The sequence below is a fragment of the Pseudomonas sp. NPDC098740 genome (assembly GCF_044760065.1).
Taxonomy (GTDB): Bacteria; Pseudomonadota; Gammaproteobacteria; order Pseudomonadales; family Pseudomonadaceae; genus Aquipseudomonas; species Aquipseudomonas rossensis.
In genome coordinates this window covers 108037-132876 of record NZ_JBIWAM010000010.1, presented here as the reverse complement: position 1 = coordinate 132876, position 24840 = coordinate 108037, and the positions used below count along the sequence as shown (strand labels likewise).

The following is a 24840-nucleotide window of genomic DNA, read 5'->3' as shown; positions in this document are numbered from 1 at the left end:
ACCTGACGGAGAGAACCAGCCTTGGATTGGCAAACACTGCTTACTCGCGAACGCCTCGGAAAGCCTCTGCACAGCCCGGAAGAACTCGGCCGCAGTCCTTTCCACAAAGACCACGACCGGATCATTTTCTCGGGCGCGTTTCGCCGCCTCGGGCGTAAGACCCAGGTCCATCCGGTCACCAGCAACGATCATATCCACACGCGCCTGACCCACTCGCTGGAAGTCAGCTGCGTCGGCCGTTCGCTGGGCATGCGCGTCGGAGAAACCATCCGCAGCGCCCTGCCCGACTGGTGCGAGCCCAGCGACCTGGGCATGGTGGTGCAATCGGCTTGCCTGGCCCATGACATCGGCAATCCGCCCTTCGGCCATTCCGGCGAAGACGCGATTCGCCACTGGTTCCAGCAAGCCGCCGGTCGTGGCTGGCTGGATGCAATGAGCGAAGTCGAACGCAATGACTTCCTCAACTTCGAAGGCAATGCCCAAGGCTTCCGGGTACTCACCCAGCTGGAATATCACCAGTTCGACGGCGGCACCCGGCTGACCTACGCCACGCTGGGTACTTATCTGAAATACCCATGGACGGCAAAACACGCGGATTCTCTGGGCTACAAGAAACACAAGTTCGGTTGCTATCAGAGCGAATTGCCGCTTCTGGAACAAATCGCCCATAAACTCGGCCTGCCGCAACTCGAGGAACAGCGTTGGGCGCGCCATCCGCTCGTGTATCTGATGGAAGCTGCCGATGACATCTGTTACGCGCTGATCGATCTGGAAGACGGTCTGGAAATGGAGTTGCTGGAGTACGCCGAAGTCGAGTCCCTGTTGCTGGATCTTGTGGGTGACGATCTGCCGGAAACCTATCGCCAGCTTGGTCCACAGGATTCGCGCCGGCGCAAACTGGCAATCCTGCGAGGCAAAGCCATTGAACACTTGACCAATGCCGCAGCACGGGCCTTTGTCGAGCAACAGGACGCGTTGCTGACCGGCACGCTGCCCGGTGATCTGGTGGAGCACATGCACGGCCCTGCCAAGCGTTGCGTACTGAACGCCAAGGACATGGCGCGGAAAAAAATCTTCCAGGACAAGCGCAAGACCCTGCATGAGATCGGCGCCTACACCACACTGGAAATCCTGCTCAACGCCTTCTGCGGCGCAGCACTGGAACAGCACAACGGTCGAACGCCGTCCTTCAAGAGTCGTCGAGTCCTCGACCTGTTGGGGAACAGTGCGCCCAATCCTCACGGCTCATTGCACGCCTCGTTTCTACGGATGATTGACTTCATCGCCGGCATGACCGACAGCTATGCAAGCGAAATGGCGCTGGAGATGACCGGTCGTTCGAGCCGCTGATGAGCCCCCGGTAATCAGCCATTACGCCGCCTGCAATGGTTGATTTACCTCTCACAGCCCAAGTGCGCTCAACGTTCGCCGAATCCCCCTACAACATGCGCTGAGCAAACTGATCGATTATTCGGTAACCTCGCGAAATAATCTCGCTTCCTTCAGCTCGACAGAAGAAGCGTGAATACTCCTATGTTCAAAGACGATCTGCGCATCTTGATAGTGGAAGATCATCCCTTCCAACTCCGGGCGACTCAATACCTGCTTGAGAGTTACGGTTTCACCCAACTGACCACCACCGACAGTGCAGATGGCGCCTTGAAACAAATGCTCAAGGCTGTGCAACCGTTTGATATTCTTTTGTGCGATCAATGTCTGCCCGACCTCTGCGGGCTTGATCTGGTCGAATTCGCCAGCCACCGGGGGATGATTAGACAGGCCATTCTGTTAAGCAGCCTGACATCCGCTGAACTGGATGAACTTGAAAAAAAGGCCAACGAACACGGACTGCCATTATTAGGGTACTTGATCAAACCGCTGAAACAATCCGAATTTAGAAACTTGTTGACCTTGGCCTCATTGTAAAAAATCGCATAACAAATGCACTAAAAATTCAGCCCAAAACCAACTCAAAACTCACAATTAAATACTTCCAACCTCTCGACTAACTATCAACAACCTTTACCCTTCTTCATAAAAAACCTAGTTGATACGTAGTCCCGTTCTTCTTCAGCTGTAGGATTGTTCCTATATTGCCGCTGCAGGTCCGTCAGCTCATGCGTCGCCTCAACTATCTGAGCTAAGGTGCGCGCTTTATTAGAGCTCGTATGGGATTTGATTATGAACTCCGTTTTTATTGTCGACGATCACCCGGTCATCCGCCTTGCCGTCAGAATGTTGCTTGAACATGAAGGTTACAAAGTCGTCGGCGAAACTGATAATGGGGTCGACGCCATGCAGATGGTTCGCGAATGCATGCCTGACCTGGTCATTCTCGACATCAGCATTCCCAAACTGGATGGACTGGAAGTTCTCGCCCGTTTCAACGCAATGAGTACCCGCCTGAAAACATTGGTATTAACAGCACAGTGCCCAACACTTTTTGGTATTCGCTGCATGCAATCCGGAGCATCGGGATATGTGTGTAAACAGGAAGACCTGAGTGAACTGGTCAGTGCTATAAAAGCCGTATTGTCAGGTTACAACTATTTCCCAAGCCAGGCCTTGAATCCTGTTCGCAGTGATGACGCGCGTTTCGCCGACCTGGAACTGTTCAAGTCAGTCAATGACCGGGAACTGATGGTATTGCAACTCTTTGCCCAAGGACGCACCAATAAAGAAATTGCCAAAGGCATGTTTCTGAGCAACAAGACTGTCAGCACTTATAAAAAACGCCTCATGCAAAAACTCAAAGCCAAATCCCTGGTTGAACTCATCGATATGGCAAAACGTAACGCGTTAGTGTGAGAGACAGGATGCCCAGTCGTATAAAGGATTATCTGACACTCATGGCCGCAGGTTTATGCCTGAACACCTCAGTGGCCGTTGCGCAGACCGTCAGCGAGAACTACACCCTGATGAGTCGCTCGATGGCCGGACACCAGGAAGTCCAACTGGATAAATCACAACGACAATGGATTGAGAATAAACGGGAACTGATCCTTGGCACTTCAGCCCCGGACTACCCCCCTTTCGACCTGACCATCAGTGGTCACGACTACGAAGGTTTTACCGCCGATTACGCAGGTATCCTTGGCAAAACCACCGGTTTGCCAATCAAGGTTCTGCGCTTTGCGTCCCGGGAGGCCGCGATCGAGGCACTCGAAAGCGGCGAGATCGATTTGCTGGGTACCGCCAATGGATTCGAAGCTCACAACGCTGACATCGTACTTTCCACCCCCTACGCCGTAGACCAGCCGGTTCTGGTGACACGCGAAGGTGAAACCAGATCCTTGACCGATGGCCTGGCCGGTCTACGGCTGAGCATGGTGTATCACTATTTGCCACTGGAGGAGGTCAAGGCAATGTATCCAGGGGCGATCATCACGTCCTTTCCGTCCTACCAGAATGCAATCAATGCCGTTGCCTTCGACCAGGCTGATGTTTTTCTGGGTGACACCATTTCCACCCATTACATGATCAACAAGGGGTATCTGAACAACATCCGCATGGCCAACTTCGGCAAACACGAAGCACACGGTTTCAGCTTTGCCGTGCACAAGGACAACCCGCAACTGCTCGGGATCATCAACGCAATGCTCATGGCCATCCCCACCAGCGAACGAGACAACATTGCCAAGCGTTGGAGTGCCGGCAGTGACATGCTGCTCACCGATCAAAAACTGCAGCTCACCCACAACGAGGAGCGCTGGCTGGCGCAACACCCGGTAGTGCGTGTGGTGGTCAATGAGGCTTTTGCGCCGCTGACATTTTTCGACAGTGATGGCAACTTTCGTGGGGTTACCGCGGACTTGCTCGAGCTGATCAGATTGCGCACCGGTTTGCGCTTCGACGTCCGTCGCAGCCGCAGTGATGACGAGATGATCGAGCAGATCAGGGACAATAAGGCCGACTTGATCGCCGCCATGCTCCCCAGCGCCCAACGTGAAATGACGCTGAACTTCACCCGCCCCTATCTGCAAAACTCCTTTGTCCTGTTGACTCGCAAAGCCGCCGACAGCCCGACAAGCCTTGCGCAGTTGCAGGACAAACGCCTGGCAATTGCCCAAGGCAATCCCCTGGTGGATTACCTGCGCAACGAGTTCCCGCGGATCAGGCTGATTGAAACCCCGGACACGTTCAGCGCCGTGGAGTTGCTGGCCGAGGGCAAGGCAGAAGGTGCGGTGAACTCACTGGTGATTGCCAACTACTTCATCTCATCGCAACTCTTCGAGCAAACACTTCAAATCACTACGACCATCGGTACCCGGCAGGCCGCGTTCTCCCTGGCCACAGGCCGGGAAGCCAAAGAACTGAACGCCATCCTCAACAAGGCACTGCTGAGTATTGCGCCGGAAGAACTGGGCATCATCAACAGCCGTTGGCGCGGCTATTCGGCGTCCTCGCAAAGTACCTGGCGCAACTATCACCGACTGTTCTACCAAATCGTCATCGGTGCCGGGGTGCTGCTGCTGATTTCCGTTGCCTGGAACGCTTACATGCGTCGCCAGATAAAGCAGCGTCAGGCAGCCGAGCGTGCATTGAACGATCAACTCGAATTCATGCGATCACTGGTCAACGGGACGCCTCATCCCATCTACGTGCGCGATCGCCAGGGACTGCTGCAAAGCTGCAACGACAGTTACCTGGAAGCCTTCTGCGCGAAACGTGAAGACGTGATCGGTAAAAGCGTCATGCAGGGCAACATGAGCAATGCGTTCGAAGCCCGGGAATATCAGGCCGATTACCAGCGCGTCGTAGCCGAGGGTATACCGCTGATTCTCGATCGCGCGCTGCACATCGGCGGCCGCAGACTGACGATTTACCACTGGGTTCTTCCCTACCGTGATTCGAGCGGTGAAGTGCAAGGCATCATCGGCGGCTGGATCGACATCAGCGAACGGCGCCAACTGTTCGATGATCTGCGCTATGCCAAAGAGCGTGCCGATGAAGCCAATCGAGCCAAAACCACTTTTCTGGCAACCATGAGCCATGAGATCCGCACCCCGATGAATGCGGTCATCGGCATGCTCGAACTGACGCTGAAACGCATCGATCATAAGCACCCGGATCGCCCGGCCATCGATGTGGCGTACAACTCGGCGAAGGACCTGCTGGAGCTGATCGGAGACATTCTCGACATTGCACGGATTGAATCCGGACGGCTGAGCCTGAGCCCTGAACGGGTCAATCCAAGTGAAATCGTGGCCTCGGTGGTGCGGGTCTTCGATGGACTGGCGCGCCAGAAAAGTCTCCGGCTGCTGCTGGAATTTCGCCCTGCCAATCCGGGGTTTGATGTCCTGTTGGACCCGATGCGCTTCAAGCAGGTCTTGTCCAATCTGGTCAGCAATGCCATCAAGTTTACGGAGCAAGGCCAAGTCAGAATCATCGTCGACCTGCATCCGACCGCCGAACCTGAGCGGGTCCGGATGCTGTTGCAGGTTCACGACAGCGGCATAGGGATCAGTGAACAGGATCAGCGGCGGTTGTTCGAACCTTTTGCTCAGGCCGATCACTCCGGGCAGTTAGCCAGAGGCGGTGCGGGGCTTGGACTGGTGATCAGCCGCAACCTGTGCGAAATGATGGGCGGCAGCCTGCAATTGAGCAGCCAGCCGGGTGTCGGCACTCAAGTCGAGGTGTCGTTGCACCTGGCAACACTGCCGCTCGAGCAGAAGCCAGAGACTGTTGAAGCGCAAATCCACACCACGACGCCCCCCTTGAATGTTTTGGTGGTTGACGATCACCCCGCCAATCGCTTGCTCATGTGCCAGCAACTGGAGTTTCTGGGCCACCGATTCAGCGTCGCGCCGGATGGCCAGGCGGGATTTCAGGCATGGGAAGCCGAGCCGTTCGATCTGGTGATTGTCGATTGCAACATGCCGATCATGAACGGATACGAACTGGCCCGCGCCATTCGCCGGCATGAACAACAAACGTACCGCCCGCCTTGTACCGTGCTGGGTTTTACCGCCAACGCACAACCGGAAGAAATACAACGCTGCAAACAAGCCGGGATGGACGACTGCCTGTTCAAGCCCCTTACCCTGACAGCCTTGAGTCAGTGGGTTGAAGGCATCAGGCCGAGCCTCCGCGATCCGGCGTTCAGTCTGCAAGGACTGCGTCTTTTGACCGGTGGAGATCCGGTATTGGACCAGCGATTGTTGACCGAACTGTTGAACAGCAACCGTCTGGACCGACAGGAATTGCTGGCGCTGTCCCCCTCCATAGAGCCTCAGTCATTTCTCGACGTCGCCCACAAAATCAAGGGCGCCGCCCGAATCGTCCAGGCCTCCCGGGTAATCGACAGCTGCGAGGCGCTGGAAAAGGCCTGCCATGAAGTATTCCATCACGACGAAGTGGCCGAATGCAGCAAGGCTATAGAGCGCGCCATGCTCGAACTGGAGCAAGCGTTGCAGCAACAGATCGGCAAACACGACAAAAGCAGAATGACAGAGCCTTAACTATGCTTGGACGCTGAGCAGTGCGTTAACCATCATGGAGAGACCTGCAATGCCCAGCCCACTGCGCCCGGATCAACGGCGGTTTCCCCTGCACGTCCATATCAGCGTGATGTTCACGTTCCTGCTGTTGCTGACTGGCGTGGTGCTGGGCCTTTTCAACTACCGGCAAACCACGCAGATCATTCTTTCCAGCAGTGAAAAGCTCTTCAACCGCATCGAGCAGGACGTCCGTCTCGACCTGCACGCCACCTATGAGCCGATTCGCCATCTGCTGTCCCTGCTGGCGGAATATCCGGCGACCCAGGCAACTGACCTTGAGCAACGCCTGGCGCTACTCAAACCCTTCAGCCAGTCGCTCAAGGACAACCCCGACCTGGCCTCGTTGTATCTGGGCTATGGCAACGGTGATTTCTTCATGGTTCGGCCCTTGCGAACCCCCGACCTGAAAACGCTCCTCAAGGCACCGGACACTGCGGCTTATCAGGTGTGGAGCATTGAGCGAACAGGCAACAGCGGTCAGGTCCGTTCCCAATCATTGTTTTTCGATCAGGATCTTGCCCTCGTCAGCCGCCAGGACAACCCCAACGAAACCTACGATCCGCGAACCCGCGCCTGGTATGCCAACGCCCGCAGCGACAGCGATCAGATCACCACCGAACCCTACATCTTTTTCTCCACCCACAATGTCGGCACTACCCTGGCCCGGCGCAGTGGCGAACAGGCTGTCATGGGTGCCGATCTGACCCTGGCGGAACTCTCCGCAACCCTGGCCAAACATGTCGTGACCCCCAGTACCGAAATCGTGCTGTTCGATGCTGAAGGGAATGCCATCGCCTATCCCGACAGCAGCAAATTGATCATCGACGATCAGACTGCCCGCCTGATCAAAGCCGCTGACCTCAGCCCCAGCCTCGGCGCATTGCTCAACAATCCCCCCGAAGGTAACCGCCTGGATGTCGCCGGTCGTCAATGGATCATTGCCCGCAGCAGCATGCAGGAAGGCGGCCCCCAGGGACTGCAACTGGCGCTGCTGGTGCCGGAAGATGAGTTACTCGTCGATGCCTACCGCATGCGTTGGCAAGGCGCGCTGATTACCCTGGCCACGTTGTTGCTGTGCCTGCCGCTGGGCTGGCTGACCTCGCGGATTCTGGTCAAGCCCCTGCGCGCGCTGGTAAGGGAGGCCGATGCGGTTCGCAGTTTCGACTTCAACTTTCCGGCCTCACGTCGCTCTCCCGTGCTCGAAGTCGACCAACTGAGCGTGTCGATGACACGTATGAAAGACACCCTGGCGAGTTTTTTCCAGATCACCGACAGCCTGAGCGCCGAGACCCGCTTCGCACCCTTGCTCGAACGGGTATTGTTTGAAACCGTCAAAATCGGTCAGGCCCAGGCCGGTCTGATCTACCTGCGCGAACGTGATGGCGATCGCATGGAGCCCCATGGTCTGGTCATCAACGGCACCTCACAGGCATTGCCATCATTTGGTCTTCGAGGACACGAACTCCAGGCTCCGCAAAGCCCTGCATGGCTACAACAGCTGTCGAAAGCCGACAACGTCGTCACCACGCTTGGTTTTGAACAGGCTGGGGATTTGCAGAAGGTGTTGCTTGCGCTGGAGTGTCCCCGCGTTCATCTGATCGGCATTCGGCTGCACAATCGTCATAACGAAACCGTGGGCCTGCTGATCCTGCTGTTGGCCGATACGGGCAACCAGAGCGATCTGGAAAAACTTCGTCCGGACCGCATCGCGTTCCTCCAGGCCGTGTCCGGCGCGGCCGCCGTGAGTATTGAAAGCCAGCGTCTGCAAGCCAAACAAAAACAACTGCTGGATTCCTTCATTCAACTGCTGGCGGGGGCGATTGACGCCAAAAGCCCCTATACCGGCGGTCACTGCCAGCGAGTGCCAGCACTGACCCTGATGCTCGCTCAAGCTGCCGCTGCCAGCCAGGACCCGGCCTTCAGTGGCTATCAACCCACCGAAGATGAATGGGAAGCGCTGCACATCGCCGCCTGGCTGCACGACTGCGGCAAGGTCACCACTCCGGAATACGTGGTCGATAAAGCCACGAAGCTGGAAACCCTTAACGACCGTATTCACGAAATCCGCACCCGCTTCGAAGTGCTCAAGCGCGATGCCTGGATCAGCTATTGGCAAGCCATGGCCCTGGGCGGTAACGAGCAGCACCTGGCCGAACTGCGCAACGCCACGCTGGCGGGGCTGGACGATGATTTTGCGTTCATTGCCCGATGCAACCTGGGTGGCGAGGCGATGGCCGAGTCCGACCTGCAACGCCTGCGCAGCATCGCCCAACGCACCTGGACCCGAACCCTGGATGACCGGCTGGGCGTTTCCTGGGAAGAGAACCGGCGTCAGGCGCGGACCCCGGCTCCGACACTGCCGGTCAGCGAGCCATTGCTGGCGGACAAACCCGAGCACCTGTTCAAACGGCCCGAGGCCGAACTGATTCCGGAGGATAATCCGTGGGGGTTCAAGCTCGATGTACCGCCCTACAAGTACAACCGGGGCGAGCTCTACAACCTGAGCGTTGCCCGAGGCACCCTGACCCGCGAGGAGCGTTACATCATCAATCACCACATGGTGCAGACGATTCTGATGCTCAGCCACCTGCCCTTCCCCGGCCACCTCACCAACGTCGCGGAGATCGCCGGCGGCCACCACGAGAAAATGGACGGCACCGGGTATCCCAAACAGTTGAAGCGCGAAGAAATGAGCCTGCCGGCGCGGATGATGGCGATTGCCGATATTTTCGAAGCACTGACCGCTGCCGATCGCCCCTACAAGAAAGCCAAGTCCTTGAGCGAAGCGCTAGGCATCATGGCAACCATGTGCCGGGATGCCCACATCGATCCTGAGTTGTTCGGGCTGTTCATCAACGCGCAAATCTACTTGCAGTACGCCGATCGATTCCTCGATCCCCAACAGATTGATGCGGTTGATCCGGCAAGCCTGCTGGTCAAGGCAGGCTTGAGGGCATGATCAGCAGTCGGTCAGGCGCAGGAAGATCGCCGCCAATTGCTCGATACCGGCCTGATCTTCAGCGGTAAAACGCGCCAGTTTCGGGCTATCGAGGTCCAGCACGCCGATCAGGCGACCGTCTTTGACCAGTGGCACAACCAGCTCGCTGTTCGACGCGCTGTCGCAAGCGATGTGTCCGGGGAACGCGTGCACGTCCTCGACCAACTGGGTCTGCAAGGTGGCCGCCGCCGCTCCGCACACCCCCCGGCCGAACGGAATCCGCACGCAGGCGATTTGTCCCTGAAACGGGCCAAGCACCAGTTCTTCGTTGCGATTGAGGTAGAACCCGGCCCAGTTCAGGTCATCGAGCAGGTTGAACAGGAACGCAGAAAATTGCGCGGCGTTGGCAATGAAATCCCGCTCGTCCGCCAGCAATGACTCCAATTGCGCGCACAGCATGCCGTAGCCTTCGAGGCCCTGGCCGCTCTTTTGTAAATCGATCATGCCTTGTGCTCCAACAGCTTCAGCCCGACCCAATAGCGGGCAAATTGATACGCGCAACGTCCGTTGCGATTGCCCCGGCCCGTAGCCCAGCGCACCGCGAGGATGTCCAGCTCTTCGTCTCGCTGCCACTTAAGGCCCGCCTTGTCGGCCAGTTGACCGACCCAGTGTTGGACGACGTTGAGGAAGTGCTCCTGGGTAAACGGATAGAACGACAGCCACAATCCGAAACGGTCTGACAGCGCAATCTTGTCCTCCACCGCTTCGCTGGGATGGAGTTCGCCATCGACCCTTTTCCAGTTTTCGTTATCGCTTTCCTTTTCCGGGACCAGATGGCGACGGTTGGACGTGGCGTACAGCAAAACGTTATCCGGCGCCTGTTCGAGAGAGCCGTCGAGCACGCTCTTGAGCACCCGGTAATCGCCTTCGCCCGACTCGAACGACAGGTCATCGCAGAACAGCACGAAACGCTGGGGCAGCTTGGCGATCTGTTCGACCACTCGCGGCAGGTCCGCCAGGTGATCGCGTTCGATCTCGATCAGCCGCAGACCGGCCTTGGCGTGTTCGGCCAGCAAGGCGCGCACCAGCGACGATTTACCGGTGCCGCGCGCGCCCCAGAGCAATGCGTGGTTGGCCGGCATGCCATCGAGGAACTGCTGGGTATTTCGCCCCAGTTGCTCCAGTTGCCGGTCGACACCGATCAGGTCGGACAAACGCATGTCGAGGCTGACTTCCAGCGGCAACAGAAATCCGCTGCGCCCCTCGCGTTGCCAGCGCGCGGCAAGGCAATGATTCCAGTCGATAACTTGCCGAGGGGTGGGCAGCAACGGTTCGATACGAGCCAAAACGGCATCGGCGCGTTCAAGAAAAGCATTTAATCGGGAATCCACGTCTTCTCCTCGGGCACGTTCACAGTAATGATGGCGATACAGCGACGAAACACAGCGTTCGGTGTTCGGTTCACCCCTTTGCACAAGGGCTCGCGAGAACATCGGTATCCATGCATGATCGACTATGCTTGAGCAGCGAAGGGAAACGGAAGTGGTTCGACACCCCATGGATATCAAGTTCACCAACCGGCTGTCCTACAAGCAAGCCAGGCTTACTGTGCTGGTCGGTTTCATTCTGGGCACGCTGCTCAGTCTGCTGCAAATAGGCATCGATTATGCCAGTGAAGACGCCTCCATCAACCGAGAAATCCTGTCTTTGCTGGAAATCAGCCACAACCCCGCGTCCCGCATTGCCTATAACATCGACGCCGAACTCGCTCAGGAACTGACCCTGGGCCTGTTGCGCTCGCCGGCGATCATCGGCGCGCAGTTGACCGACAACACCAGTACCGTGCTCGCCAGCGTCAAACGCCCGGGCGTGCAAAGCGGTTATCGGGTGATCAGCGACTTCCTGTTCGGCGCCAACCGGCAGTTCGAAGACCGTCTCTACCTGGATCACTTGCCGACCGAATCCCTCGGCACCCTGAGCCTGGACGTCGACACCTATTCATTCGGCAACCGGTTCCTGCGTCGGGCCGAGGTAACCCTGCTCAATGGCTTCGCTCGCAGCCTGCTGCTGACCGGCATCCTGCTGGCGCTGTTCTATGTGATGCTGACCAAGCCGTTGGTGCGGGTCATCCGTGAACTCAGCAGTCGCGATCCGCGCAGCGCGGAGTCGACGTCGCTGGAGTGTCCGACGGACCATGAAAACGATGAAATCGGTGTACTGGTCAAGGTTGCCAATCAACAATTCGAAAACATCGCCACCGAAATCCAGCAGCGACGCAACGCCGAAAACCGCCTGACCGACTACCTCGGGCAACTGGAGAACATCGTCTCGGCCCGCACCGCGGAACTCAAGGCGATCAACTCCCGGCTCAGCCAATCCAATGAGGAACTGGAAGTCGCCCGCAGCACCGCCCTGGACATGGCCGAAGCGCGCTCGGTGTTCCTGGCCAACATGAGCCACGAGATCCGCACGCCGCTCAACGGTCTGCTGGGGATGATCGCGCTTTCCCTGGACGGCCCGCTCAACGCCGAGCAACAGCAACAGCTGTCCATCGCCCATGACTCGGGCAAAGTACTGGTGGAACTGCTCAACGATATTCTCGATTTGTCGAAGTTCGATGCCGGCCAACTGGAGCTCGAACATATTCCGTTCGACCTCGGCTCGCTGATCGAAGACACCGCCAACCTGCTGTCGCAAAACGCCGCGCCGAGTGTCGAGCTGAGCTGCCTGATCGACCCGCACTTTCCGGCCCTGGTGCTCGGGGATCCGACCCGGGTCCGACAGATCGTCAGCAACCTCTTGTCCAACGCCCTCAAGTTCACCCGCTTCGGTCGCGTCGATGTGCGCCTGTCGACGTTCGAGGACGGCGTCAGAATCAAAGTCTGCGACACCGGCATCGGTATCGCCCAGGACGCCCAGGTCAAGATCTTCCAGCCCTTCACGCAAGCGGGTGCCGGCATTACTCGGCAATTCGGCGGGACCGGGTTGGGCCTGGCACTGACCTACAACCTCTGCGAAGCCATGCAAGGGCGCCTCACCATCAGCTCGGAAGCAGGCTTTGGCAGCCAGTTCTGTGCGGATCTGCCGCTGCCCAGCCACACCCGCGCCCTTCCCCCGGCCTCTTTACAGGGCAAGGTCATCGCAATCACCGCCGCCAGCAGCGGTCTGGCAGAACTGTTGAACAGTGTGTTGCCCGGCTGGGGGCTCGACTATGAGCAGCGTTCCATCGATGACTCATTGCTGGGCCTGAACCCGGATGTGCTGATTACCGATTGCCCCGAATGCCTGTTTGGCCTGCGCCCCTCGTGTACAGCCCCCATTCTGCTGGTCAGCGCTTACGGCAGTTTCATGCCCAGCGAAGAAGCCATCGCCCTCGCCCCTTTGCAACAACAGGCGCGGCCTCTGGCGCGCAACGCGCTGTACCAGACACTGCGGCGAACCCTGCAGCCGGAACTCAACACGATCAACGGTGCCCGGCTCGACGCCCTCTCCCCACAACGACGCGGACGCGTGCTGCTGGTGGAGGACAATCCGGTCAACCAACTGGTGGCCAAGGGGATGCTCGGAAAACTCGGTTGCGAGGTGATTGTCGCCGGTCACGGTGGCGAGGCGCTGGATCAGCTGGAGCAGAGCGAATTCGATCTGGTGCTGATGGACTGCAACATGCCGGTGATGGACGGCTACGAGGCCAGTCGGCAAATCCGTCGCAGCGGACGCTGGCCACAGCTGCCCATCGTCGCCCTGACCGCCAACGCCATGTCCGAAGAGCGCGAACGCTGTCGTGCGGCAGGCATGAGCGATTACCTGGCAAAACCCTTCCGCCGGGAAGAGTTGGCTGCCCTGCTGGACTTGTGGGTCCCTACTACGACAGTGCTTTGATTTGCCCCAAAAGGTGATCAAGGCCATCGCGCAGATCATTCAGGCGATCCAGATTCACACCGCTGTCGCATAACAGACGGGCTTTGAGCGGCCCGACCTGATCGCGCAAAGCCTTGCCGGTTGGCGACAGGCTCAAATGCACTTCACGCTCGTCCCGCGCCGAGCGCTGACGCTGAACCAGTTGCAGTTGCTCAAGACGCTTGAGCAACGGCGTCAGCGTGCCGGAATCCAGTGCCAGGCGTTCGCCCAATGCCTTGACCGTCGGTTGCTCAGGGGCCGCCTCCTGCCATTCCCACAACACCAGCATCGCCAGGTATTGCGGGTAGGTCAGGCCGAGCTGATCGAGCATCGGCTTGTAGGCGCGGATCACCGCCCGGGAAGCGGCGTACAGCTTGAAGCACAGTTGACTGTCAAGCTTCAGGGAATCGACTGACAAGCTGTTCATTTGAGCAGGGCTTCGATCTCGCGGGTCAGGTCCTGCGGCTTGGTCGCGGGGGCGAAGCGCTTGACCAACTGGCCATCCTTGCCGATCAGAAACTTGGTGAAGTTCCACTTGATGCCTTGGGAACCCAGCACACCCGGCGCACGCTTTTTAAGTTGAACGAACAGCGGATGGGCACCGGCGCCATTGACTTCAATCTTTTTGAACAGCGGAAAACTGACGCCGAAGTTCAACTCGCAGAACTCGGAAATCGCCCCTTCGTTGCCTGGCTCTTGCTTGCCGAACTGGTTACACGGAAAACCCAGCACCACCAGACCTTGATCCTTGTAGGTCTGCCACAACTCTTCAAGGCCTTTGTACTGCGGGGTGAAGCCGCATTTGCTCGCGGTATTGACCACCAACACGGCCTTGCCGGCGAAATCCGCCAGGGTCTTTTGCTCACCCTTGATGGTGGTGCAAGGGATGCTCAGCAGGTTGTCGCTCATGGTTCGGACTCTAAATGAGGGAAGATGAGACAAACATAGCGAGCAATTGAATTGCATGCAATTTAATAAATCAATTGCCGATTAACTGTAGGAGCTGCCGAAGGTTCGGGCCGCGTTCGGACGATCTTTTCGGGTTCACTTGAAATCAAAGCGAAAGATCAAAAGATCGTCCGAACGCGGCCCGAACCTTCGGCAGCTCCTACAGGGCTCGCATTACGAGCGCGGCGCCAGGTCCAGGCACACTGAGTTGATGCAATAACGCAGGCCGGTCGGCGGCGGGCCGTCCGGAAACACGTGCCCCAGGTGAGCATCGCATTTGGCGCAGACCACTTCGGTGCGGATCATGCCGTGGCTGACGTCACGGATCTCGACCATGGCGCTGTCACCAATCGGTGCATAAAAGCTCGGCCAGCCGCAGCCGGAGTCGAATTTGGTCTTGGAATCAAACAGCGGCTCGTTGCAGCAGATGCAGTGGTAAATGCCGTCGACCTTGCTGTCGTTGTATTTGCCGGAGAACGGCCGTTCGGTGCCTTTGAGGCGGCAAACGTTGTACTGCTCCGGATCGAGCATCGCCCGCCATTCTTCCAGGGTTTTTTCCAACTTTTCCATCATCACACCTCAGCAGTTGAAAAAGCCCGATCTGTACCTTTTCCACGGATCGGGCGGCACGTATGATTGCGCCTCGTCAAACGCCAGTCTGGCAGCCAGACCACGCGCATTCAAACGGATTTATGGGTGCTGCCTCTCAAGGCGCCAGGCCTGTGTGAATACGCAGGATTCCCAGCACGGTCGTTCATACGCCGCCTGGATCGTTCATTTTCAGGAACACATCGCCATGCAGGTCAGCAAATCGAACAAGCTCGCCAACGTCTGCTACGACATTCGCGGCCCAGTGCTCAAGCACGCCAAACGCCTGGAAGAGGAAGGCCATCGCATCCTCAAGCTGAACATCGGCAACCCGGCGCCTTTTGGTTTCGAAGCGCCGGATGAAATCCTTCAGGACGTCATCCGCAACCTGCCGACCGCCCAGGGTTACAGCGACTCCAAGGGCCTGTTCAGCGCCCGCAAGGCCGTGATGCAGTACTACCAGCAAAAGCAGGTAGAAGGCGTCGGCATTGAAGACATCTATTTGGGCAACGGCGTTTCCGAGCTGATCGTGATGTCGATGCAGGCCCTGCTCAACAACGGCGACGAAGTGCTGGTGCCGGCCCCGGACTACCCGCTGTGGACCGCCGCGGTGAGCCTGTCGGGCGGCAACCCGGTGCATTATCTGTGCGACGAGCAGGCCAACTGGTGGCCGGATCTGGCCGACATCAAGGCCAAGATCACTCCGAACACCAAAGCACTGGTGATCATCAACCCGAACAACCCGACCGGCGCGGTGTATTCGAAAGAAGTCCTGCTGGGCATGCTGGAACTGGCTCGTCAGCACAACCTGGTGGTTTTTTCCGACGAAATCTACGACAAGATTCTGTACGACGATGCCGTGCACATCTGCACGGCTTCCCTGGCGCCAGACCTGCTGTGCCTGACGTTCAACGGTCTGTCCAAGTCTTATCGCGTCGCGGGTTTCCGTTCCGGCTGGATCGCCATTTCAGGCCCTAAACACCACGCCCAGAGCTACATCGAAGGCATCGACATGCTGGCCAACATGCGCCTGTGTGCCAACGTGCCGAGCCAGCATGCGATCCAGACCGCGCTCGGTGGCTATCAGAGCATCAATGATCTGGTATTGCCCAACGGACGACTGTTGGAACAGCGCAATCGTACCTGGGAACTGCTCAACGACATTCCCGGCGTGAGCTGCGTCAAACCAATGGGCGCGCTGTATGCGTTCCCACGGATCGACCCGAAAGTCTGCCCGATCCATAACGACGAGAAATTCGTGCTCGACCTGCTGCTGTCGGAGAAGCTGCTGGTGGTGCAAGGCACCGCCTTCAACTGGCCATGGCCGGACCACTTCCGTGTGGTGACCCTGCCGCGCGTGGACGACCTGGACATGGCCATCGGACGTATCGGCAACTTCCTCAAGTCCTATCGCCAGTAACCTGCCTGTCACCGTGCGACGCTTGCGCAAGTCGCACGGTGATTGATTCAGCAACATTTTTTTGCGCCCTGCCGAACATCGCTTCTTCAATCGCTGACTGATGACTCGTTGAGTGCTCGCGTCTAACAACGGCGGGGCTTACGACGTTAATTGGCTGACAAACGCTTCCCGCATCGACGTCGGAAATGCCCTTCAAGCAGCTAGACTGTTGCCGTAGGACACAGTTTGAAATAGTCACCCGGTTGAATAGCCCGGGTCAGCACCTTATATACCCCGCAGTACGCTACATCTTTAGCATGAGGAGATTTCTACAACCATGATGCGCATCCTGCTGTTTTTGGCCACTAACCTGGCGGTCGTGCTGATTGCCAGCATCACCCTGAGCCTTTTCGGCTTCAACGGGTTCATGGCGGCCAACGGGGTTGATCTCAACCTCAATCAGCTGCTGATTTTCTGTGCGGTCTTTGGTTTCGCCGGTTCGCTGTTCTCGCTGTTCATCTCCAAGTGGATGGCGAAGATGAGCACCAGCACCCAAATCATCAGCCAGCCGCGCACACGTCACGAGCAATGGCTGCTGCAAACCGTCGAGCAATTGTCCCGGGAAGCCGGGATCAAGATGCCCGAAGTCGGTATTTTCCCGGCCTACGAGGCGAACGCCTTTGCCACCGGCTGGAACAAGAACGACGCGTTGGTCGCGGTCAGCCAAGGGCTGCTCGAGCGTTTCTCGCCAGATGAAGTGAAGGCCGTTCTGGCCCACGAAATCGGCCACGTAGCCAATGGCGACATGGTCACCCTGGCATTGGTCCAGGGCGTGGTGAACACCTTCGTGATGTTCTTCGCACGGATCATCGGCAACTTTGTCGACAAGGTGATCTTCAAGAACGAAGAAGGCCAGGGCATCGCCTACTACGTGGCAACCATCTTCGCCGAACTGGTTCTGGGCATTCTGGCCAGCGCCATCGTCATGTGGTTCTCGCGTAAACGCGAATTCCGTGCAGACGAAGCCGGTGCTCGCCTGGCCGGCACCGCCGCAATGATCGGCGCCCTGCAACGCCTGCGTGCGGAACAGGGGCTGCCGGTGCACATGCCGGACACCCTGACTGCTTTCGGCATCAACGGTGGCATCAAACAAGGGTTCGCCCGCATGTTCATGAGCCACCCGCCGCTGGAAGAGCGTATCGACGCACTGCGTCGTCGGGGCTGATAGCTCTGGGGTGATACAAAAAGGGGCGATCATCTGATCGCCCCTTTTTTGTGCCTTGCTGTTCCATCAACTCATCAAGCGATAAATCCGCTCTTCAAGCCGCGTAACACCGCTTTCCAGGAACTTCCAGCTTTCGCCCAGAACGTCCTGGTCCTCCAGAATCTTCAACTCCCACGAAACACCGAACAACCGTTGCACTTCGTCATCCAACACTGCAAAGGGCGGCCCCTCCATTTGCGCCTGGTCGTAATCCAGGGTAATCAGCAGCCCCAGCGAATCCTTCGGCACAATCCGCTTCAGATGCTCGGCGTATTGTTCCCGCATCTTCGGTGGCAAGGCGATCAACGCAGCGCGGTCGTACAGCGCGCTGCAATCAGCGACATCGCCGGCCGTCAACGCGAAGAAATCACCACACCAGATCTCGATCGAGCCCGCCCGATAGACAGTGAAGGGGCCTTGGTCGCTAACGTCCGGATCAAATTGATGCTCGTGGAAAAAGTCTTCCACCGCTTTTTCCGACAACTCGACGCCCAACACCTCATGACCGCATTTCGCCAGCCACAGCAGATCCAGGCTTTTCCCACATAGCGGCACCAGTACGCGCGCGCCCTCTTCCAGGCCCAGCTGCGGCCAGTACCGTTGCAGATATGGATTTACTTCCGGCAGGTGAAAGCCGATCTGATTCGACGTCCATCGCTTGTGCCAAAACTCCGGCTGCATAATTAATCCCGAAAATTCGATCAAAAGACCCTAAAACTTATATTAGATTTAGATCAATGATCTGACTGAAGATGATGCCATCTTACCCCTCAGGAGCTCATTCATGTTCCCCAGCCTGTACATATCCCATGGCTCGCCCATGTTGGCACTGGAACCGGGCGCCAGCGGGCCCGCCCTCGCTCGCCTGGTCGCAGAATTGCCGAAACCCAAAGCCATCGTAATTGTTTCTGCGCATTGGGAAAGCAATGAGTTGCTGGTCAGCGGCAATCCCCAGCCTGAAACCTGGCATGACTTTGGCGGATTTCCGCAGGCTTTGTTCGACGTGCAATACCCGGCGCCCGGCAATCCACAATTGGCCGCAGAGGTTGTCGAACTGCTGAAGAGCGATGGCCTGCCCGCACGCATCGACGCCGAACGGCCATTCGACCATGGTGTCTGGGTGCCCTTGTCATTGATGTATCCACAAGCCGACATCCCCGTGGTGCAAGTTTCGCTACCCACCCGCGGCGGCCCGGCCCTGCAGACCCGCGTCGGTCATGCCCTGGCCAGTCTGCGCGAACACGGCGTGCTGCTGATCGGTTCCGGGAGCATCACCCACAACCTGCGTGAACTGGACTGGCACGCAGGCTCGGAAAGCGTCGAACCCTGGGCCCAGGCATTTCGTGACTGGATGATCGAAAAACTCGCTGCCAACGACGAAACCGCGTTGCACGATTACCGTCAGCAAGCACCGAATGCCGTGCGCAACCATCCAAGTGATGAGCATTTGTTGCCTTTGTATTTTGCCCGCGGCGCCGGAGGACATTTCAGCGTGACCCACAAGGGATTCACCATGGGGGCCTTGGGCATGGACATTTACCGCTTCGGATAAGCTCGACCTGTGGCGGCCAGGCTCAGACCACATCAACCCCGACATGAATCGCGTCGTGCCGCCAAAACTCCAGATCACAATCAATCAACCGCTCATGCTGATCGTAATTGACCCGAGCGATGCGCAACCCCGGACTCCCCACCGACACCCGTAAAGCCGCCGCCGCATCCACCGACAACGCCGTCGGCACAATCTCGAAACGCACCCGCCCGTAGTGCAAATCGTAATGCCGCGCGTACAACTCGGTAATCGACTGATTCAAATCGAAATCCAGAATCCCCGGAAAAAACTGCGGATTCAAATAGTGCTCCACATACAACACCAGCCGCTCATCGATCCGCCGCGCCCGGCAAATCTGAATCACGCTCGACAACGCCGGCAACTGCAACCAGGCACAGACCGCCACCGACGCCGGCTGCAACCGCGCCGAAATCACCTCGGTGGACGGCACCCGCCCCTGTGCACTGACCATCGCGTGAAAGTGACTGCGCTGCATCAGGTTATAGGCCAGGCGCGGTGGCGACACGAACCAGCCACGGCGCTCCTCCCGATAAATCTGCCCCTGGGCTTCCAACTGCAACAACGCTTCACGCACGGTGATTCGCGTGGTACCGAACAACTCACTGAGTTTACGCTCGGCCGGCAGTTTGCTACCGGGCGCCAACAGGCCATGGTCAAGCTGTTCCTGCAGAACCTGCCCGATCGCTGTCACCGCTTTGGTTGTCTCGATGCGCATCAACGTTACCTATCTGGACTAGACCAGCACTGTTTCGGGGCGGAACCGCGAGTCAATCGGCTCCCTACAACTACCGGCAAGCCTAGGCACTGCTTATGACTGACAGATGACAAAGCCGCCGAACGGTTGATCCAGACACCTGCAATTTCATGGCCAAGTCCTTTCATATCAGCTCTTTAGCCATGGTCTACGCTTACCCGGAGCCTGAGCATTCCAGCGCTGAACATAGAGCTAGACCGGTCGTCGACATCAAAATGTCATCCAACCGGCCTAAATTGGCTCAGGTATTGCTGACCTAGACCAACACAACCGCAATCGCAGCGTTGAAAACGCCCAAAGGAGCTTCGGATGAAACAGCTTTTCCTGGCCTCACTGTTAGGCTCGACCATTGCCATGTGTACCGCCGCGATGGCGGCTGATAGCGATTTGAAAACCCTGGAAGCCGCGGCGAAAGCGGAAGGTGAGGTCAACAGCGTCGGCATGCCCGACAACTGGGCCAACTGGAAAGGCACCTGGGATGACCTGGCCAAGAACTACGGCCTGAAACACATCGACACCGACATGAGCTCGGCCCAGGAAATCGCCAAGTTCAAAGCTGAAAAAGACAACGCCACGGCTGACATCGGTGACGTCGGTGCAGCCTTTGGCCCGATCGCAGTTAAGCAAGATGTAGTGCAACCTTACAAACCCTCTACCTGGGATCAGATTCCAGATTGGGCCAAGGACAAGGACGGCAACTGGGCGCTGGCCTATACCGGCACCATCGCGTTTATCGTCAACAAGAAGCTGCTGCACGGTTCCGAAGCCCCGACCAAGTGGGCTGATCTGAAAACCGGTAAATACAAGGTTTCCATCGGTGACGTGAGCACCGCCGCCCAGGCCGCCAACGGTGTACTGGCCGCAGCACTGGCCAACGGTGGCGACGAAAAGAACCTGCAACCAGCGCTGTTGCTGTTCGCTGATATCGCCAAACAAGGACGCCTGTCCATGGCCAACCCGACCATCGCCACGATGGAAAAGGGTGAAATCGAAGTCGGCGTGGTCTGGGACTTCAACGGCCTGAGCTACAAGGCCAAGATGGCGAATCCGGATGATTACGTGGTGCTGATTCCATCCGATGGCTCGGTGATTTCCGGTTACACCACCATCATCAACAAATACGCGAAAAACCCGAACGCAGCCAAGCTGACCCGCGAATACATCTTCAGCGATGCCGGTCAGATCAACCTGGCGCGCGGCAACGCCCGTCCGATCCGCGCCGACCACGTCAAATTGCCGGATGACGTCAAGGCCCAACTGCTGCCTAACGAGCAGTACAAAAAGGTCACGCCGATCAAAGACGCGGATGCGTGGGAAAAGACTTCCAAGGCTTTGCCGCAGAAGTGGAACGAAGAAGTCATCGTCGAAATGAAGTGATGCGGTAGCCCGCCAATTGGAGGGCTAATGGAGATCCCTGTGGGAGCGAGCTTGCTCGCGATAGAGGTAGCGCAGTCAACATCTCTGTTGAAGGTCAGCCCGTCATCGCGAGCAAGCTCGCTCCCACAGTGGAGCGAGTAAATTGCGAATACCTGTTTTGCGGAGTTTTTGCCCCTATGAAGCACAACGTCATCCTTGTCGTGCTAGACGGCCTCAATTACGAGGTCGCCCGTCACGCCATGGGGCACCTGCAGGCTTACGTTGGCGCAGGACGCGCAGCGCTCTACAAACTGGAATGCGAATTGCCGGCGCTGTCCCGTCCGCTTTACGAGTGCATCCTGACCGGCGTCACGCCGATCGATAGCGGCATTGTTCACAACAATGTCTCGCGCCTGTCCAACCAGCGCAGCATCTATCACTACGCCAGCGATGCCGGCCTTGTAACCGCCGCCGCGGCCTATCACTGGGTCAGTGAGCTGTATAACCGTTCGCCGTTTATTGCCACGCGGGATCGTCACACCGACGACCCGGACCTGCCAATCCAGCACGGTCATTTCTACTGGAACGATCACTACCCGGACTCGCACCTGTTCGCCGACGCCGAAAACCTGCGCCTGCGTCATGCGCCGAACTTTTTACTGGTCCACCCCATGAATATCGACGACGCCGGGCACAAGCACGGTCTCGACACCCCGCAGTACCGCAACAGCGCCCGCTCGGCCGACATTATTCTGGCCGACTATCTGCACACCTGGCTCGACACCGGGTATCAGGTGCTGGTGACCGCCGACCATGGCATGAACAACGACCGCTCCCACAACGGCCTGCTGCCGGAAGAACGCGAAGTACCGCTGTTCGTCCTCGGCGACGCTTTCAGCTTCAATGCCAACGCCGCACCGAAACAGACTGAAATCTGCGGCACCGTCTGCGAACTGCTGGGTGTGGCCCACGACAAACCTGTGTGCCGGGAGCTGCTCAAGTGAACACCATGACGCGCGGAAAATGGCTCGCAGCCTTGTGCCTGGTGCCTTTCGCACTGTTCTTTATCGTGTTCCAGATCGCGCCGCTGTCCTGGGTGATGATCAATAGTCTGCAATCGGAAGAGTTCGGCTGGGGCATCGCCAACTTCACCAGGATCTTCAATTCGAAGTTCTATCTGCAGGCAATCCAGTTCAGCCTCGAAATCAGTTTCTGGTCCAGCGTGTTCGGGATCATCATCGCGGTGCTCGGCGCCTACTCCCTGCGCCGGGTCGACTCGAAGCTGCGCAACTTCGTCAACGCCTTCGCCAACATGACCAGCAACTTTGCCGGCGTGCCTTTGGCCTTCGCGTTCATCATTCTGCTGGGCTTCAATGGCAGCTTCACCATCATGCTCAAGCAGGCCGGAATCATTCAGGACTTCAACCTGTATTCGAAAACCGGGCTGATCATTCTCTACACCTACTTCCAGATCCCGCTCGGCGTGTTGCTGCTCTACCCGGCCTTTGATGCCCTGCGCGAAGACTGGCGTGAATCCGCCGCACTGCTCGGCGCCAATGGCTGGCAGTTCTGGCGGCACATCGGTTTGCCAGTGCTGACCCCGGCGCTGCTCGGGACGTTTGTGATCCTGCTGGCCAACGCCCTGGGCGCCTACGCCACGGTGTACGCCCTGACCACCGGCAACTTCAACGTGCTAACAATCCGCATCGCGGCGATGGTTTCCGGCGACATTTCCCTGGACCCGAACCTGGCCAGTGCCCTGGCTGTGGTGCTGGTGGCGCTGATGACCCTGGTGACCATCGTGCATCAGCTGTTGTTGAAGAGGAGCTACAATGTCTCGCGCTGAACTGGGCCCCGTCGGCATCTACCACCGGGTGGTGGTGTATTTGCTCTTTGCCATACTGTTGCTGCCATTGCTCGGGACGCTGATCTACTCGATCTCCAGCAGTTGGTCGGCGACCATTCTGCCCAGCGGCTTCACCGTTAAATGGTACGTGGAGCTGTGGAGCGATCCGCGGTTTCTCCATTCGTTCGGCCAATCGCTGCTGGTCTGCGTCGGCTCGCTGATTCTGTCGGTGGTGCTGATTCTGCCGTTGCTGTTTGTGGTGCATTACCACTTCCCGAAACTCGATGCGCTGATGAACATCCTGATCCTGCTGCCCTTCGCGGTGCCGCCGGTGGTGTCGTCGGTGGGTCTATTGCAGCTCTACGGTTCCGGGCCGTTCGCGATGGTCGGGACGCCGTGGATTCTGATCGGTTGCTACTTCACCGTGGCGCTACCGTTCATGTACCGGGCAATCACCAACAACTTGCAGGCGATCAACCTGCGCGACCTGATGGACTCCGCCCAGCTGCTCGGTGCCAGCACCTGGCAAGCGGCGTTCCTGGTGGTGCTGCCAAACTTGCGCAAAGGTTTGATGGTGGCGTTGCTGCTGTCGTTCTCGTTCCTGTTCGGTGAGTTCGTGTTCGCCAACATCCTCGTCGGGACCCGCTACGAAACCCTGCAGGTCTACCTCAACAACATGCGCAACAGCAGCGGCCACTTCACCAGTGCGCTGGTGATTTCCTATTTCTTCTTTGTGCTGGTTCTGACCTGGGCTGCCAATATTTTGAACAAGGACAAAAGCCAATGAGCTTCGTCAGCGTCCAACACCTACTGAAAAGCTACGCGGGCACCACGGTGTTCAGCGACATCAACTGTGAAATCCAGAAGGGTGAGTTCGTCACCCTCCTCGGCCCGTCCGGTTGCGGCAAATCCACACTGCTTCGCTGCATCGCCGGGCTGACCTCGGTGGATGGCGGCAAAATCCTGCTCGATGGCCAGGACCTCGTTCCGTTGAGCCCGCAGAAACGCGGGATCGGCATGGTGTTCCAGAGCTACGCGCTGTTTCCGAACATGACCGTCGAGCAGAACGTCGCCTTTGGTTTGCGCATGCAGAAGGTCAACGCCGACGAAAGCCACAAGCGTGTTGCCGAAGTACTGAAACTGGTGGAACTCAACGATTTCGCCGCGCGTTATCCGCATCAACTGTCCGGCGGACAATGCCAGCGAGTCGCCCTCGCCCGCTCGTTGGTGACCCGGCCACGTCTATTGTTGCTGGATGAACCGCTGTCGGCCCTCGATGCACGGATTCGCAAGCACTTGCGCGAACAGATCCGTCAGATCCAGCGTGAACTCGGCTTGACCACGATTTTCGTCACTCACGATCAGGAAGAAGCCCTGACCATGTCCGACCGGATTTTCTTGATGAATCAGGGAAAAATCGTACAGAGCGGCGACGCCCAGACCCTTTACACCGCACCCATCGATTTTTTTGCCGCAGGTTTCATCGGCAACTACAACCTGCTGGACGCCGACAGCGCCACAAAACTGCTGCAGCGACCGATTACCCACCGCATCGCGATTCGCCCGGAAGCAATCGAGCTGAGCCTGAACGGCGAACTCGACGCACAAATCCGCAGCCACAGCCTGTTGGGCAACGTGATTCGCTACCGGGTCGAAGCCCGGGGCGTGGAATTGGTGGTAGATGTGCTGAACCGCTCGGCGGCCGATCTGCATCCCGATGGTCAGCGTCTGGCGCTTTCCATCGATCCGACGGCCCTGTGTGAGGTAGCCTGATGAC

21 protein-coding genes are annotated in these 24840 nt (G+C 58.0%); 14 read left to right on the top strand and 7 right to left on the bottom strand.

Annotated features, from left to right (window positions below; translation table 11 throughout):
* Positions 1 to 21 precede the first annotated feature (21 nt).
* From ACIQU2_RS14985 to ACIQU2_RS14965, 5 genes are all read left to right on the top strand, one after another.
* Positions 22 to 1350 carry a deoxyguanosinetriphosphate triphosphohydrolase gene (locus ACIQU2_RS14985; protein ID WP_403142029.1) on the top strand — a complete coding sequence of 443 codons (1329 nt, stop codon included), beginning with the start codon at positions 22 to 24 and terminating at the stop codon, positions 1348 to 1350.
* 183 nt (positions 1351 to 1533) lie between these two features.
* The gene (locus ACIQU2_RS14980) at positions 1534 to 1926 is read left to right on the top strand and encodes a response regulator (protein WP_347805576.1); all 393 of its coding nucleotides are present in this window, start codon (positions 1534 to 1536) and stop codon (positions 1924 to 1926) included.
* A gap of 255 nt (positions 1927 to 2181) precedes the next feature.
* A complete protein-coding gene (locus ACIQU2_RS14975) occupies positions 2182 to 2808 on the top strand; it encodes a response regulator transcription factor (RefSeq protein WP_111452367.1) in 627 nt (208 codons plus the stop codon).
* 8 nt (positions 2809 to 2816) lie between these two features.
* On the top strand, positions 2817 to 6461 hold the full coding sequence (locus ACIQU2_RS14970) for a transporter substrate-binding domain-containing protein (protein ID WP_403142023.1): 3645 nt from the start codon (positions 2817 to 2819) through the stop codon (positions 6459 to 6461).
* 49 nt (positions 6462 to 6510) lie between these two features.
* Entirely contained in the window at positions 6511 to 9459 is a 2949-nt protein-coding gene (locus ACIQU2_RS14965) for an HD domain-containing phosphohydrolase (protein ID WP_403142021.1), read from the top strand.
* Here the strand turns inward: ACIQU2_RS14965 and ACIQU2_RS14960 are convergent, their stop codons facing one another.
* Together ACIQU2_RS14960 and ACIQU2_RS14955 are read right to left on the bottom strand one after the other, a co-directional pair.
* On the bottom strand, positions 9460 to 9942 hold the full coding sequence (locus ACIQU2_RS14960) for a GAF domain-containing protein (protein ID WP_403142012.1): 483 nt from the start codon (positions 9940 to 9942) through the stop codon (positions 9460 to 9462).
* Positions 9939 to 10829, bottom strand: a complete 891-nt coding sequence (locus ACIQU2_RS14955) for an ATP-binding protein (protein ID WP_403142009.1) — start codon at positions 10827 to 10829, stop codon at positions 9939 to 9941. Before ACIQU2_RS14955 ends, ACIQU2_RS14960 begins: the two co-directional genes overlap by 4 nt.
* A 166-nt stretch (positions 10830 to 10995) precedes the next feature.
* On the opposite strand from ACIQU2_RS14955, the gene ACIQU2_RS14950 reads away from it, so the two are divergent.
* Positions 10996 to 13317 carry a response regulator gene (locus ACIQU2_RS14950; protein ID WP_347804681.1) on the top strand — a complete coding sequence of 774 codons (2322 nt, stop codon included), beginning with the start codon at positions 10996 to 10998 and terminating at the stop codon, positions 13315 to 13317.
* Here the strand turns inward: ACIQU2_RS14950 and ACIQU2_RS14945 are convergent.
* The 3 genes from ACIQU2_RS14945 to msrB all read right to left on the bottom strand — a co-directional run bounded on the left by ACIQU2_RS14945 (position 13301) and on the right by msrB (position 14853).
* The gene (locus tag ACIQU2_RS14945; protein WP_403141997.1) at positions 13301 to 13762 is read right to left on the bottom strand and encodes a MarR family winged helix-turn-helix transcriptional regulator; all 462 of its coding nucleotides are present in this window, start codon (positions 13760 to 13762) and stop codon (positions 13301 to 13303) included. The genes ACIQU2_RS14950 and ACIQU2_RS14945 overlap by 17 nt on opposite strands.
* Positions 13759 to 14244, bottom strand: coding sequence for a glutathione peroxidase (locus tag ACIQU2_RS14940; RefSeq protein WP_008002671.1), 486 nt, complete (start codon positions 14242 to 14244; stop codon positions 13759 to 13761). The genes ACIQU2_RS14945 and ACIQU2_RS14940 overlap by 4 nt, the downstream gene beginning before the upstream one ends.
* A gap of 213 nt (positions 14245 to 14457) precedes the next feature.
* On the bottom strand, positions 14458 to 14853 hold the full coding sequence (gene msrB / locus ACIQU2_RS14935; protein WP_403141993.1) for a peptide-methionine (R)-S-oxide reductase MsrB: 396 nt from the start codon (positions 14851 to 14853) through the stop codon (positions 14458 to 14460).
* A gap of 226 nt (positions 14854 to 15079) precedes the next feature.
* Between msrB and ACIQU2_RS14930 the strand changes: the two genes are divergently transcribed.
* On the top strand, positions 15080 to 16291 hold the full coding sequence (locus tag ACIQU2_RS14930) for a pyridoxal phosphate-dependent aminotransferase (protein ID WP_046056560.1): 1212 nt from the start codon (positions 15080 to 15082) through the stop codon (positions 16289 to 16291).
* Positions 16292 to 16607: 316 nt separating this feature from the next.
* A complete protein-coding gene (gene htpX / locus ACIQU2_RS14925; protein ID WP_008145865.1) occupies positions 16608 to 17495 on the top strand; it encodes a protease HtpX in 888 nt (295 codons plus the stop codon).
* Positions 17496 to 17561: 66 nt separating this feature from the next.
* Here htpX and ACIQU2_RS14920 read toward each other — a convergent pair whose 3' ends face one another.
* Complete coding sequence (locus ACIQU2_RS14920; protein ID WP_283181146.1) at positions 17562 to 18215, bottom strand: thiopurine S-methyltransferase; 654 nt, start codon at positions 18213 to 18215, stop codon at positions 17562 to 17564.
* Positions 18216 to 18318: 103 nt separating this feature from the next.
* Between ACIQU2_RS14920 and ACIQU2_RS14915 the strand changes: the two genes are divergently transcribed.
* Complete coding sequence (locus ACIQU2_RS14915) at positions 18319 to 19086, top strand: DODA-type extradiol aromatic ring-opening family dioxygenase (RefSeq protein WP_403141988.1); 768 nt, start codon at positions 18319 to 18321, stop codon at positions 19084 to 19086.
* Positions 19087 to 19108: 22 nt separating this feature from the next.
* On the opposite strand, the gene ACIQU2_RS14910 is transcribed toward ACIQU2_RS14915, so the two are convergent.
* Positions 19109 to 19822, bottom strand: coding sequence for a UTRA domain-containing protein (locus tag ACIQU2_RS14910; protein WP_347803755.1), 714 nt, complete (start codon positions 19820 to 19822; stop codon positions 19109 to 19111).
* A gap of 348 nt (positions 19823 to 20170) precedes the next feature.
* Here ACIQU2_RS14910 and ACIQU2_RS14905 point away from each other — a divergent pair, with 348 nt between their 5' ends.
* The 5 genes from ACIQU2_RS14905 to ACIQU2_RS14885 all read left to right on the top strand — a co-directional run bounded on the left by ACIQU2_RS14905 (position 20171) and on the right by ACIQU2_RS14885 (position 24836).
* Positions 20171 to 21238, top strand: a complete 1068-nt coding sequence (locus ACIQU2_RS14905; protein ID WP_347803756.1) for an ABC transporter substrate-binding protein — start codon at positions 20171 to 20173, stop codon at positions 21236 to 21238.
* A 176-nt stretch (positions 21239 to 21414) separates the two neighbouring features.
* The gene (locus ACIQU2_RS14900) at positions 21415 to 22221 is read left to right on the top strand and encodes an alkaline phosphatase family protein (RefSeq protein WP_403141984.1); all 807 of its coding nucleotides are present in this window, start codon (positions 21415 to 21417) and stop codon (positions 22219 to 22221) included.
* A gap of 5 nt (positions 22222 to 22226) precedes the next feature.
* Entirely contained in the window at positions 22227 to 23063 is an 837-nt protein-coding gene (locus tag ACIQU2_RS14895; protein WP_347803790.1) for an ABC transporter permease subunit, read from the top strand.
* Positions 23050 to 23850 carry an ABC transporter permease gene (locus tag ACIQU2_RS14890; protein WP_347803758.1) on the top strand — a complete coding sequence of 267 codons (801 nt, stop codon included), beginning with the start codon at positions 23050 to 23052 and terminating at the stop codon, positions 23848 to 23850. The genes ACIQU2_RS14895 and ACIQU2_RS14890 overlap by 14 nt, the downstream gene beginning before the upstream one ends.
* On the top strand, positions 23847 to 24836 hold the full coding sequence (locus ACIQU2_RS14885) for an ABC transporter ATP-binding protein (RefSeq protein ID WP_347803759.1): 990 nt from the start codon (positions 23847 to 23849) through the stop codon (positions 24834 to 24836). The genes ACIQU2_RS14890 and ACIQU2_RS14885 overlap by 4 nt, the downstream gene beginning before the upstream one ends.
* Positions 24837 to 24840: the final 4 nt, after the last annotated feature.